The organism is Prosthecobacter gellanilyticus, assembly GCF_007992435.1.
Lineage (GTDB): Bacteria > Verrucomicrobiota > Verrucomicrobiia > Verrucomicrobiales > Verrucomicrobiaceae > Prosthecobacter > Prosthecobacter gellanilyticus.
The window spans coordinates 20,398-33,918 of the sequence record NZ_BKAG01000064.1; the positions used below are offsets into that span (position 1 = coordinate 20,398).

At 60.9% G+C, this 13,521-nt stretch carries 6 protein-coding genes; 4 read left to right on the forward strand and 2 right to left on the reverse strand.

Annotated elements, in window-relative coordinates; all coding sequences use genetic code 11:
* Nucleotides 1-336 precede the first annotated feature (336 nt).
* Complete coding sequence (locus tag BGE01nite_RS26120; RefSeq protein WP_170267079.1) at nucleotides 337-7,629, forward strand: lamin tail domain-containing protein; 7,293 nt, start codon at nucleotides 337-339, stop codon at nucleotides 7,627-7,629.
* 8 nt (nucleotides 7,630-7,637) lie between these two features.
* Here the strand turns inward: BGE01nite_RS26120 and BGE01nite_RS26125 are convergent, their stop codons facing one another.
* A complete protein-coding gene (locus BGE01nite_RS26125; RefSeq protein WP_146855390.1) occupies nucleotides 7,638-9,269 on the reverse strand; it encodes an MFS transporter in 1,632 nt (543 codons plus the stop codon).
* 134 nt (nucleotides 9,270-9,403) lie between these two features.
* On the opposite strand from BGE01nite_RS26125, the gene BGE01nite_RS26130 reads away from it, so the two are divergent.
* Nucleotides 9,404-10,837, forward strand: coding sequence for a DUF1501 domain-containing protein (locus BGE01nite_RS26130; protein ID WP_146855392.1), 1,434 nt, complete (start codon nucleotides 9,404-9,406; stop codon nucleotides 10,835-10,837).
* Here the strand turns inward: BGE01nite_RS26130 and BGE01nite_RS26135 are convergent.
* Nucleotides 10,834-11,202: a hypothetical protein gene (locus tag BGE01nite_RS26135; protein ID WP_146855394.1), complete on the reverse strand. Its 369-nt coding sequence runs from the start codon at nucleotides 11,200-11,202 to the stop codon at nucleotides 10,834-10,836. The genes BGE01nite_RS26130 and BGE01nite_RS26135 overlap by 4 nt on opposite strands.
* Nucleotides 11,203-11,375: 173 nt before the next feature.
* Between BGE01nite_RS26135 and BGE01nite_RS26140 the strand changes: the two genes are divergently transcribed.
* The gene (locus tag BGE01nite_RS26140; protein ID WP_146855396.1) at nucleotides 11,376-12,332 is read left to right on the forward strand and encodes a polysaccharide deacetylase family protein; all 957 of its coding nucleotides are present in this window, start codon (nucleotides 11,376-11,378) and stop codon (nucleotides 12,330-12,332) included.
* Nucleotides 12,333-12,390: 58 nt separating this feature from the next.
* Nucleotides 12,391-13,494 (forward strand): esterase, encoded by a 1,104-nt coding sequence (locus tag BGE01nite_RS26145; RefSeq protein WP_146855398.1) that lies wholly within the window; start codon nucleotides 12,391-12,393, stop codon nucleotides 13,492-13,494.
* The last annotated feature ends 27 nt before the right edge of the window (nucleotides 13,495-13,521 follow it).

Sequence of the window (13,521 nt, forward strand, 5' to 3'; positions counted from 1 at the left end):
AGCGTGTGTCCAGACCCCGGCATGCAGAGCCGCTGAGCATCCACCTAGGCGGAGGAGGCGAAACATCCGCGGGTGACTTTCCTGACACACGTCCGGCCACAACCGTCCGCACGTGCGCCACTGTCAACGGGCTGAGAATGCGGCAGGTGATGCCGCTGTCACGAGCCGTGTGCCTAAACTGATCTCTCATTGATGAGCAAGCTGGTGTCATCGCCCAACCAAAAGTGCTTTTGTGACGATAACGCAACATGCGTGTTCAACGGAATGGTCACAGTGAAGTGCGCGCATCATGGATGATTCATGTTCATGCATGGAGGGAACTCCCGCTCTCCCGACATGAAAGTACTCCGCGCATCTCTCAGCTTCGCCACACTGTTGTTGTTTCAAGTCCTGGCTCAGGGCACGGCCCATGCGGGGGCCTTCACTGCGGGCAATATCGCCGTGCTTCAGGCAGATGCTTCCGCGAACAACACCACGGCCTCCGTCATTGAGCTGCATCCTTCGAATGCTGCGCAGACACCCTCGAACACGATCACGATCCTCGGCACGGGAGCGAGCGCGCTACGCTTCAGCGGTTCTGCCACCAGCACGGGTTATGTGGCGAACTCTGCCGATGGCTCACGTCTCGTTTTCACAGGGGCGAACAACACTGACACGTCCGCGAATGTGAACACGCTGAATCCGCGCGGTGTGGGTGTGCTCGACCCTGCGGGCGCCTTCACGCTGCCTGCGACCTACACAGGCACCTCCGGCAACCAGACACGCTGCGCCACATCGCTGAACAACACCGCCTGGTGGATCGCCGACCAGGGCGGCGCTTATGCGAGTGGTGCCACGACCGCGAGTCCTTCGGGCAATTTCCGTGGCATGAAAGCCTTTGGGAGCGCTGTCTACGTGGGCCAGGCTTCTGGAACGGGAACGGTCATTCAGGTGTCGACTCTGAGTGCCATTACGGGCGGCACTGTCACGGGTCTTCCGGGTCTGGCGAACAATGCGAACCTGCAGGATTTCTATCTGATCTCCTCGGGCAGCAACGGCACGACCTATGATGTGCTTTACACTCTCTCCGCGACATCCAACACTGCTGGCACCATCGCCAAGTATTCGTTGGTGAGCGGTTCATGGACGGCTAACGGCACCTACACCACGACCTTCGGCGGTTTCGGTCTCGCGGCGGCTGACAATGGCGCGGGTGCCGTGCTGTATGTCACGACAGGGCAGGGCGCTCTCACGGCAAACAGCGTCCTGCGGATCAATGATACGGCGGGCCACAACAGCACGCTCAACATCACCACAGGGAACAACGTCACTCTCTACACCGCACCTGCGGCCAAGATCGTCAAAGGCGTGGCCTTTGCTCCGGTCGCACCCGTGGTGCCACAGGCTCAGCTCATCCTCACGGAGATCAACTCCAACGCGGCCGGTGGTGACTTCTGGGAGCTGACGAATGTCGGCAATGCAGCGCAGGACATGAGCAACTGGAAATGGATCGATGGCGGCCAGAGCCTGCCAGCACCGGCGGCGCAGACCTTCGCTCCAGGCAGCTCTATTGCCGCAGGTGAGACCGTGGTGATCATCACGGACACCACGGATTCCACGGCCTTCCTGGGCACCTGGGGATCTCTGCCTGGCATCCAAAAGTTGGTTGGCGGACCTGGCCTGGGCCAGAATGACTCGGTGCGTCTCTACGACAACAACGACAATCTGATCTTTACCTTCACCTATGGGGCGGGTGGCTTCACCCAGAGCGGCGGCAGTGCTGCGGCCGGTGGTCATGCGGGTGTTTCAGCGGGCGGTGTGGCCGCCCAGTCGGCGGTGATTGATCCTGCCTTCGGCACGGGAGCGGGACGTCGCTACAGAGGGGCTACTGTGGGCGTGGACGGTGGTTATGCCAACACCAGCGGTGGTTCCAACATCGGTTCTCCAGGTGTCACCGGCATCAGCACCAGCGGTGGTCCATCCATCACGTTGACGCTGAGCGCCACGCCTAACGCCTTTTCAGAAAGCGCCACGAATCCCGCCTCCACCGGCACGGTGACCCGCACAGGCGCCACGACAGCGGCCCTCGTTGTGAATCTTTCCTCCAGTGACACCACCGAAGCCACTGTGCCTGCCAGCGTGACCATCCCGATCGGCTCGGCCTCCACCACCTTCAACATCACCGCCGTGAATGACAGTTTCCCGGATGGCAACAAGACGGTGACCCTCACGGCTTCAGCCACGGATGCCACCGCAGGGACCACAACCCTTACCGTGCAGGATGATGGTGATGTGGCGCAGAACAATCTCATGCTCACGGAAGTGCTCTCCCAGCAGGCCGCCTCTGGGGTGAGCGATTTTTGGGAGTTGACGAACATCAGCGGCTCCGCCGTTTCTCTCGCAGGTTATAGCTGGCATGACAGCGGCCACTCCGCCTCTACCGCCGCGACCTATGCTCTGCCTCCTGGCTCCAGCATCGCTCCCGGTGAGTCCGTGATCTTCACCACCATCAGCCCGAGTGCCTTCCGCACTTGGTGGGGTATTTCCAATGCTGTGCAGGTCTTCCAGACAACGGGTGCTCCAGGTCTCGGCCAGGATGACGGCGTGTCCTTCTTCGACGAAGGCGGCAATGAGATCTTCTTCTTCAACTATGCCGCTGGCGGCTTCACCAAGGCCGATGGCAGTGCTTCCACGGGCACGCATTCCGGCCCGTCTGCAGGTGCTGCCACGGAAACGCAGTCCGCTGTCTGGGTGCCTTCCTCGGGCACCACTACTCCTCGTTATACCTTTGCTACCGTCAACAACCTTGGTTGCTTTGCATCGGCGGCGAATGCGGCTGACATCGGCTCCCCTGGTGTGACCTCCGGTAATCCTATGGTGAGCATTGGTGATGCCTCCATTCTTGAAGGCAATTCCGGCACCAGCACACTTGCTCTCACTGTGACGCGCAGTGACACGGCCACCGCCTTCACCGTGAACTATGCCGTCACCGGCGGCACCGCCACCTCCGGCACAGACTACGCGACATTGGCCAATGGCACGCTCACCTTCACTGCCGGTGGTGCTGCCACGCAGGCAATCAACATCACCGTGAATGGTGACACCGCTTCCGAGCCGGATGAAACCATCATCGTCACGCTCTCCAATGTGGTGAACACGACCGGCACCACCGTCATCAGCAATGCGACCGGCACAGGCACCATCACGAATGATGACACCATCGCTCCGCAGATCACCACGCAGCCTGCGGGCACCACGATCGCCAGCGGCTTCAGCACCACACTGTCTCTGGCGGCCACCGGCACACCGGCTCCGAGCGTCCAGTGGTATCAGGGCAGCACAGGTGTCACGACGACACCTGTGGGCACAAATTCCAGCAGCTTCACCACACCGGCTCTCACCACTACGACGAGCTACTGGGCGCGCGTGAGCAATGTCGGCGGCAGTGTGGACAGCAGCACCGCCACGGTGACCATCACTGCCGGGGTCAGCTCGGTGAACCTGGCCAACTATGTGCGCGTGGGCCGCTACAATCTTCCTGAGTATCGCCGCACCGCGCTGCCTCCCGGCACGGCCTCGCATAACGTTCTTTGCGATGAAGCCTCCGGCGTGGCCTACAACTGGGACACCGACACGCTCTTCATCTGTGGTGACGGCGGACGTGCCATCACGCAGGTCACGAAGACGGGCCAGCTGGTGGACACCATGTCCATGGAGCTGAACGCGCCCAAGCCGCAGGGCACTGAGTTCTATGATCCGGAAGGCATCACCTACATCGGTGGCGGCCAGTTTGTCTTCAGTGAGGAGCGTGAGCGCCGTCTCGTGAAGTTCACCTATGTCGCCGGCACCACGCTGACACGTGCCGCCACGCAGACGGTGGACATCGGCACCTTTGACGACAACACCGGCACTGAAGGTCTCTCCTATGATCCGCAGACCAGCGGCGCACTCCCGGGCTTCATCGTGCTGAAGGAAAAGACCCCGATCGGTGTCTTCCAGACGAATGTCGACTTCGCCGCTGGCACCGCCACCAATGGTTCCCCGACCACGACGAACTCCACGAACCTCTTCGACACCACGCTGCTCGGCATGACGGACGTGGCGGACGTGTTTGCCTTCTCCAACATTCCCTCGATGGTTGGCCAGCCGCAGGCGGGTAACATGCTCATCATCGGCCAGGAAAACGCCCGCATTCTGAATGTGGACCGCGCCGGCAACATCCTCAGCACGCTGAACATCACCTCGGATCCAGGCAATCCTTTGAGCGCCGGGGACCAGCAGCATGAGGGCATCACCATGGACCGCGCGGGTAACATCTATGTGGTCAATGAAAACGGTGGCGGCAGCACGGAGTATCCGCAGCTCTGGGTGTACGCGCCTTCCAGCGCGCAGAACCAGGCACCGACAGCCATCACGCTGAACAATGCAGTGAACTCGATCCTGGAAAACACCAGCACGGCTTCCCCGATCAAGATCGGCGATATCATCGTGACGGATGACGGCCTCGGCACCAACGCGCTGAGCCTCACCGGTGCTGATGTGGCTGCCTTTGAGATCACCGGCACCTCCTTGTATTTGAAGGCGGGCATCGTGCTCGACTACGAAACCAAGACCAGCTACGCGGTCACCATCAATGTGGACGACACCACAGTCGGCACCAACCCAGATGCCACGCTCAATGTGACGCTGACGGTCACGGATCAGGCGGTCGAGACACCACCCGTGCCAGCTCTGATCGTGACAGAGGTCTCCCCATGGTCCAGCACCGTGGCGAACAGCCCGCTGGGAGCGGATTGGTTTGAGGTGACAAACGTCAGCGCCGCCGCCGTGAACATCACCGGCTGGAAGGTGGATGACAGCAGCCCTGCTTTTGCCACGGCCGTCGCGCTGAATGGCATCACCAGCATCGCTCCAGGTGAGTCGGTGATCTTTGTGGAAGGCACGGCCACGACGGCGACCAGCTTCAAGACGAACTGGTTTGGCGCTAGCCCACCCGCCGCTCTTCAGGTTGGCAGCTACACAGGGTCTGGCATCGGTCTGAGCACGAGTGGTGATGCGGTGAACCTCTATACTGCGGCAGGTGTGCTGCATTCCGGGGTCAATTTTGGCGCGGCCGATGCCTCCTCACCCTGGCAGACTTTTGACAATACGCTGGCTCAATACAACACCGCCATCTCCCTGCTGAGCGTGGTGGGCGTGAACGGAGCCTTCACCGCAGCCAACAGCCCGAATGAAGTCGGCTCACCTGGTGACTCGGCTCCTGGTGTGCTGCGCATCACCGAAGTGGCTCCCTGGAGCAGTGGCAGCAGCCCGGTCGCCAAGGACTGGTTTGAGGTCACCAACATCGGTGCCCGCGCCGTGGACGTCACCGGTTGGAAGGTGGATGACAGCACCGAATCGTTTGCCGCTGCTGTGCCTACCTCTGGCATCACCAGCATCGCTCCCGGTGAGACCGTGATCTACATCGAAACCAGCACCCTGGCTGCCACGAAGGCCACGTTCCTCTCAAATTGGTTCGGCGCTAATCCGCCTGCGACTCTGCAGGTCGGCGGCTATAGCGGCGCAGATATCGGCCTTAGCACCGGTGGTGATGCGGTGAATCTCTACGACACGAACAACGTGCGTCACGCCAGCCTGTCCTTCGGCGTCGCCACCTCCACCGCACCGTATCGCAGCTTTGACAACGCGGCTGCAGCGAACGTGACCTCTGTCACCACGCTCAGTTCCACGGGTGTGAATGGAGCCTTCGTCGCGGCGAACAGCCCGAACGAGATCGGTTCACCTGGCGTGATCAGCGGTGGTCAGACCGGCTTTGCTGTCTGGCTGGCGCAGAACGGCTACACCGGCAGCCAAGGCGGTGACACGGACAACGACGGCATCCCGGATGAACTGGAATACTTCTTCAGCACGAACCCGAACAGCGGTGGTGATCGCAGCGGCCTGCCGCAGGTGGCCATGAATGGCAGCGACCTCGAGTTTACCTTCACCTATCTGACCAACACGGCCTTCTCCGGCTTCGTGCAGAGTTCTGAAAATCTGGTGAACTGGGGCAATGCCACAGCGGGCATCGATTATGAGGTCGTTTCCCAGACGGTGAACGGTGCGGAGACCACCGTGCGCTTCCGCCTCTTCAGCAATCCGAATCCGACGACGCAGGGCCCCTTCACCTACCTCACGCCGTTCACCGCAAAGGTGGACCGCGGCACCATCGGCAGCCTCACCATCACCAACCTGGGCATGGTCGGCGCAGGCCGCCTCACGGGCAGCCAGCTTGACGGTTTTGGCGAGACGATGGGTGCCTCCTCCGGTCTCTCCATCACGAACTGGGGATACAACTCTGGCTCGGGCCAGTTCACCGGCACCTTCAATGTGCTGCCGGATCGTGGCTACAACAGCGGTGCCATCTTCTCCAATTACGCTGCCCGTGTGCACAGCGTGCCCTTCACCTTCACGCCGTATTACGGCACCGCTGCCGTGGCTCAGAACCAGATCGTGCCGACTTACAGCACGACGATGAAGTTCACCTATCTCGACGGCGCGACCACGAAGTTCACCACGGGTCTCAACCCCACAGGTGTGAGCACCATCATGGGCCAGAGCGTCGGCACCGTGGTGGCGGCGAACGGTCCTGGTGGTGCGCAGACAGCTCTCATCAGCTTTGATGCGGAGGCCATTCATGTGTTCCCGGATGGTTCCGGTTTCGTCTCGGATGAGTACGGCACCTACATCGGCCGATTCAACAGCAGCAAGCAGATCACCAGGCTCATCCAGCTGCCCGAGTCCGCACGTCCGCATCGCCCGGTGGGCACGCTGGAGTTTGACTCCGTCAATCCTCCGACCAATGGCCGCCGCAACAACCAGGGCCTGGAAGGCATGGCGGTCTCTCCGGACAACACCCGCCTCCTCGCCCTCATGCAGAGCGCGCTGGTGCAGGACACCGGCGCTGGCGGTCAGGGCCGCTTCAACACACGCCTCTATGTCTATGACATCGTGGGTGCCAACCTGGAGAACCCGGTGCTCATCGCCGAGCATGCGGTGCAGCTTCCGCGCTATGACCTGAACGGCAATGGCTCGGGTCTCGACACCACTTCCGCCCAGTCTGAGATCGTGGCGCTGAGCAACACGCAGTTCCTCATGCTGCCGCGTGATGGCAACGGCCTGGGCAAAGGCACCACGGACCCGATTGTGATGAAGACGGTGGACCTGGTGGATTTCAGCAGCGCCACAAACATCCTCGGCCTGCATGACGCTGAAGGCGCGCAGATCAGCCCCGCCGGCACGCTTCGCTCCGGCATCACGCCAGCGAAGAGCACCGTGGTGGTCAACCTGCTCTCCAGCACAGACCTGGCGAAATTTGGCTTCAACACCAACACCTCCGCGCCTAACCAGTTTACCGTCAATGAGAAGATGGAAGGCATGTCCCTGGTGCCTGACCTCTCCACCGCGAGCACGGAGGACTACTTCCTCTTCCTGGGGAACGATAACGACTTCCAGTCCTCCGACGTGAGGATGGTGGATGCCAGCGGTGCCCTCGTCAGCTATGGCGATGCACGTGACCGCGGCATCACCAACGACGCGGTCTTCACCGCCTGGCGCATTATCATCACCCCGAACAACCACAAGTTCTTCCGGGTGAATGTGAATCCCTGAGCCGGATGCTAGGTGAGATTCGTCTGGGAATCTGCTGAGCCTTCGGGCAGCGGTGACGGATGGCTCTGCTCCCGCAGATTCACCATCAGCAGATGTTTTACACGCGGAGGCTCGGGGGCGCGGTGAAACTTCTGCACGGCTTCCTCGATTCGCTGGTCCTCCACGGTGGCGCGCTCATGCTGGCGCATGTGCTCCGCCCAGGAACCGACGAGGAAGGTCTCACGGTAGTGCGTGGGATCTTCCAGATCGGCAAAGAGTGAGCAGCGAAACGCTCCGTCCCGCAGGCGTGTCTCGCGCAGATGCACCATCGCCGCTTTGAAGGCGGGAGCCTCTTTCGGATCAATGTGATACTCGATGGTGATGAGCACGGGACCATCCGTGGGTGCGGGCTCGGTGAAGGTGGTGTGCGGCAGCCAGTGGCCGGAGGGGGCGAGATTCAGCTTCTCCACATGGCTGATGGGCACCAGCCGTGTGAGCAGCGCGCTGATGAGCAGACAGCCTGCGGCGATGCCCAGCGTGACGGGTGCGTGGAGATGGCTGGTGAGCTGTCCCCAAGTGATGGCACCGAGGGCAAAGGCACCCTGCATGACCACGAGATAGATGGCCGAGCTGCGCGCACGCACCCAGTTTGGGAACGCGCTTTGCGAAGCCACGCTGAAGGTGTTCATGCCGGTGATCCAGGCCGCGCCGGCGAACACGAGCACCATGCCCATGGCAATCTTCCCCGGCACCAGCGCCACAATGGAGGTGGTGATGGCCGCGGCGATGCTGGAGCCGAGCAGCACATGATCAAAGGTGTAGCGCGCGCGAAGTCTGGGGAGGAAAAACAGGGCCATCACAATGGCTCCCGCTCCATAGCAGCCCATGAGCACGCCGAAGTCCGAGGCGGTCCATTCACGCGAGTGTACGATCACTGGCAGCAGCACCACAGTCGCGACAGCCGCAAACATGTGAATGCCACCGCGGCACAGCACTGCCTGCATGGCCTGCGCGTGCCGCGCATAGCGGATGGCCGCGGCCATGGCACCGAGCATCTGCTCACGCTGCGCACTGCGCGGTGTGGCGATGTATTTGCCCGTGCTCATCGCCAGGATCACCGCCACAAACGAGAGCGCATTCAGCGCAAACACCGGCGCAGGCCCCAGCGCGGCCAGCAGAAGGCCTCCGACAATTGGGCCTAACGAACGAGCAATGTTAAAGCCCACGCCATTGAGTGCGATCGCCGAAGAGAGCTGATCTCTTCCCACCACCTCTGGAATCAGCGCCTGCCACGCAGGCATCGTGAAAGCGGCGGCAACCCCGAGCTGGAAAGTAGCGAGCAAAAGCAACGTCTGCGTCAGTGTGCCCGTCCAGGCCAGCGCTGCCATGCCCACCGCCGTCAGCAGCGCCCCGGTTTGCGCGAGCAGGATCAATCTCCGCCGGTCCACCAGATCCGCCAGCGCACCCGCTGGCAGCGCCAGCAGGAAGAGCGGCAGGCTGGACATGGTCTGCATCAGCGACACGAGGAAGGGGGAGCTCGTCATCGTGGTCATGGTCCAGACCGCCGCCGTGTCGTTCATCGTGGTGCCGATGTTTGAGGCCACACTGCCCAGCCACATGCCACGATAGACGGAATTGCGGAGCGGCGACCAGGAAGACATAGGAGAACCTATAGCATACGTAACGAAGGCCAGTTCGCGACGTCGAATCCTGGTGGACTTCTGGGCTGTTGTCCGCCGCGATCACGTGACAAAGCGTGACTCGAACTCCGCGTAAGTAGAGATATCTCTTCCCCATGCTCACCCGCCGCCAGCTTCTGCAAACGTCCGGACAAGGGTTCGGCGCGCTTGCGTTGACCTCGTTGGAAGCCGCGGAGACGCAGCATCGCGCGCAGGTCGTGCGACCGAAGGCGAAGCGGGTGATCCAGCTCTTCATGGGCGGCGCAGCCTCTCACGTGGACCTTTTCGACTTCAAGCCGGACCTTGTGAAGCATCACGGCGAGCCTTCCGACTTCGGTGAGGCGGTGGAGGCTTTCCAAAACGGGCTCGGCCCATGGAAGAAGCCCGTGTGGGACTTCCGTCCGCATGGTCAGAGCGGGAAGATGATCAGTGACATCGTGTCCGCGCTCGGGCCTTGTGTGGATGACATGGCCTTCGTGCATAACATGGTCGGCAAGACCGGAGTGCACTCGCAGGGCACGCTGCTGCAGGCCACCGGCTTCAATCTGCCGGGCTTTCCGGGCATGGGCTGCTGGGTCAGTTATGGGCTGGGTTCGTTGAGTGACAACCTGCCGACCTTCGTCGTGCTGCCAGATCATCGCGGCTTTGCCTCGAATGGGCCGAAAAACTGGGACAGCGCCTTCCTGCCATCCCAGCATGCTGGCACCATCATCTATCCCGGCGCCGAGACACCCATCAGCGACCTGTTTCCGCACAAAGCCGGGCGCTATATCTCCGCGAGGTCGGATCGCGAAGGCTTCGCGCTTTTGGAGCAACTGAACCGCAAACACATGCTGGCTCGTGAGGATGACTCGCGCTTGGAAAGCCGCATTCAGAGTTATGAACTCGCGGCGAAGATGCAGCTCGCGGCTCCTGAGGCTTTGGATATCTCCAAAGAACCTGAGCATGTGAAAGCCATGTATGGCATCCAGGAGCACCGCAAAGTCTGGCCCACGGAGATCAATGCGGAAGAAGAGGCTGACTACATGGGCCGCAAGTGTTTGACCGCTCGAAGGCTGCTGGAGCGCGGTGTGCGCTTCGTGCAGATCTGGAGCGGCAACGACAACGGCTTCCCTCGTCGCAACTGGGACAGTCATGAGGATGTGGAGCGCGATCATGGCCCGCTGGCCTGGGGCATGGCGAAAGCGGTGAGTGCCCTGATCCTGGATCTGAAACAGCGCGGCCTTTTGGATGAGACCATCATCCTCTGGACCACGGAATTCGGTCGCATGCCCAGCACCCAGGGCGGGAAGGGCAGGGACCACAATCCCTATGTCTTCACCAACTGGCTTTGTGGCGGTGGAATCCAGGGCGGTGTGACCGTCGGCGAGAGCGACCAGTGGGGCTACAAGCCGCTGGACCGCGCCAACCCCACGACCTGCTATGACATCCACGCCACCATGCTGCACTTGTTAGGCATCGACCACACGAAGCTCACCGTCCGCCACAACGGCATCGACCGCCGACTCACTGATGTGCATGGGCATGTGATCCGTGGCTTGGTGGCTTAATATTGCCAGGATGACGCCACGACTTGGTATTCATCCTCATAACGAATGATGCCAGGATCTGAGGTGGTCATGGTGCGCACAAAACGACCGTGCTCCTCCAGGATGGCGATGATCTCGCGGAACTTGGAGATGAAGGACCGCGCGCCAGGCTTGAACCATGCCACGGCATCCCTGGGCCATTGGGCGTCTGAGAAGGGTGGCACGGGCAGATGCTCATTCAGCCATTCAAAGATCTCCTCCACATGAGCGTGTTCATACTCCGGCAGATCACCTGACTCTTTGAGTAACCGCAGCTCGGTGACCACTCCGCTTTGCTGCGAGGCGCGTTCCTGATTCGTGCCCACCACGAACCGGATGAAGGTCATGGCACCTCGGGAAGCTTGGGATGGCGGGTCAAAGCTCAAATTGAGATCAAAGGGTTTGCTAAAGGATGGCTGAACACAAAAGCACACTTTGCATCCTGAGCCAGTTCACGAAAGAGGAAGTCCCCCTGCGGCATCGGCTTGCCTTTTGACGGGATGTTGCGTAGCCCTGGGGCATGAAGCTTCTCAACCTCCTCCTGTTCGCCCTGGCCATCCCCGCCCTCATCCATGCTGACGCGACCACCCAAGTGCTGAAATGGAAGGACGGCAAGAAGGCGGCCTTCATGCTTGCCTTTGATGACAGTGCGCCGAGCCAGCTCAAGAACGTGGTGCCGGAACTGGAGAAGCGAGAGATCGTCGGGAATTTTTATTTGGTCACGGGCAACAAACTGTATGCCTCGCTCCAGCGCCGCTGGGAGGCTGCCGCGAAGAGCCCGTATGTGGCGATTGCAAACCACACCTTTACCCACAAAGGCGTGAACAATGCCGCCGAGCTGGATCCCGAGCTGGCCAAGTGCAACGAGGTTCTTTACACGCTGAAGACAGATCGCACGCAGCCCTATCTTCTCGGCTTTGGCAAGCCGGGTGGTGTGCCATGGAAGGTGACGGAGGAGGAGTGGAACGCTGCGCTGGCGAAGCACAACCTGTGCAACCGCCCTCCCTTCGCGGGTCCACCCATCAATTACAAATCCGCCGAACAAACGATTGCGACGGTGGATGCCGCCATTGCCAAGGGCGAGATGGGGCACCTGGATTTTCATGGCGTCGGTGAGGACTGGCTTGTGACACCCGTGGAGTGGTTCACGGCCCTTCTCGACAAGCTGGAATCTGTGCGTGATGTGGTGTGGATCACGGATGTGGTTTCCTGGCACCAGTATGTGACGGAGCGTGACAGCGCCGAGGTCAAGACTCTGAAGGCCGACCTGGAAAGCATCACGCTCGAACTCAGCTGCAAAGCTGATCCCAAGCTCTACAATCTGCCATTAACGCTTTCGACCTCCGTGCCTGCCGATTGGAAAAGCTGCACCGTCACTCAAGGTGCCAGCTCCGCGTCTGCTGCTGTGGTCGAGGGAGCTGTGAAGTATGACGCGCTGCCCGGTGGTGGTGAGATCGTGCTGAAGAAGGCTCCCTGAGTCCGCTGGATAAGATCGTGCTTTTCAGCGGAAGGCCGGGCTGGCAGAATGAGCGTTTATGACCTCGTTCAACCACCTCGCTCTCCTTGGAATCATGGCCTGCCTGCCTCTCGGCGCATGGGCTCAGCGTGCTGCCCCCATTGTTTCGCCGGAGATCGGCGAGAAAGGTTCCGTGGTCTTCCGTCTGAAGGCTGGCAAGGCTCAGGAAGTGGCCTTGCGCGGCCAGTGGGATCAAAAGCCGGTGGCGATGACGAAGGACTCTGAGGGCGTGTGGTCCGTGACCGTGCCGGAGGTGAAGGCGGGCGTGTGGGAGTACAGTTTCATCGTGGATGGCATGAGCATGATCGACCCCACGAACCCGGCTCAAAAGCCTCAGCGCATCTCGACCTCCAGCATCCTGCAGATTCCAGGCACTCCGCCGCTGGTGTGGGATTTTCAGGAGGTGCCTCACGGGACGGTGCATCAGCACAGCTACCTTTCCAAATCCCTCGGGCGACGTCGTGAGCTGTGGGTCTACACACCTCCAGGATATGAGGCAGATGCGCAGACGCAGTATCCACTCCTCGTGCTGCAGCATGGTTCAGGCGACCGCCATGATGGCTGGGTCACGCATGGAAAGGCTCATTGGATTCTCGACAATCTCATCCACGAAAAGAAGGCGGTGCCGATGATCGTGGTGATGATTGACGGACATCCACTAGGAATGGTGCCGCGTGAGATGGCGGATCGCCGGGGAGCCTCACTGGCAGCCTTCAAGACGGAGTTGATGAGCGAGTCACTGCCCCTGGTGAAGTCCACCTATCGCGTCAGTTCGAAGCGTGAGGATCATGCCATCGCCGGACTGAGCATGGGTGGCTGGCAGTCCCTGAGCACCGGCATGACCCATCTGGATGACTTTGGCACGATCGGTTCCTTCAGCGGTGCCGTGGATGAGAAGGAGATCCAGGCCGCGCTGGACGATGCGAAGGGCACGAATGCGAAGCTGAAGCTGCTCTGGATTGCCTGCGGTGAGAAGGATTTCCTTTTGGAGAAAAACCAGCAGCTTGTGGCCACGTTGAAGGCGAAGGGCATCCAGCATGAATGGCGCCTCACGCCTGGAGATCACTCCTGGCCGGTGTGGCGTGACTATCTAGCCGAGTTCGCGCCGAAGCTGTTTCGTTAGGCCGGTGTGTCGGCGATTGTCGCGATA

Bases quoted from the DNA above. Each gene is read 5' to 3' on its own strand.
- BGE01nite_RS26120 (WP_170267079.1), top strand. From the start codon at position 337: ATGAAAGTACTCCGCGCATCTCTCAGCTTCGCCACACTGTTGTTGTTT.
- BGE01nite_RS26125 (WP_146855390.1), bottom strand. From the start codon at position 9,269: ATGTCTTCCTGGTCGCCGCTCCGCAATTCCGTCTATCGTGGCATGTGG.
- BGE01nite_RS26130 (WP_146855392.1), top strand. From the start codon at position 9,404: ATGCTCACCCGCCGCCAGCTTCTGCAAACGTCCGGACAAGGGTTCGGC.
- BGE01nite_RS26135 (WP_146855394.1), bottom strand. From the start codon at position 11,202: ATGACCTTCATCCGGTTCGTGGTGGGCACGAATCAGGAACGCGCCTCG.
- BGE01nite_RS26140 (WP_146855396.1), top strand. From the start codon at position 11,376: ATGAAGCTTCTCAACCTCCTCCTGTTCGCCCTGGCCATCCCCGCCCTC.
- BGE01nite_RS26145 (WP_146855398.1), top strand. From the start codon at position 12,391: ATGACCTCGTTCAACCACCTCGCTCTCCTTGGAATCATGGCCTGCCTG.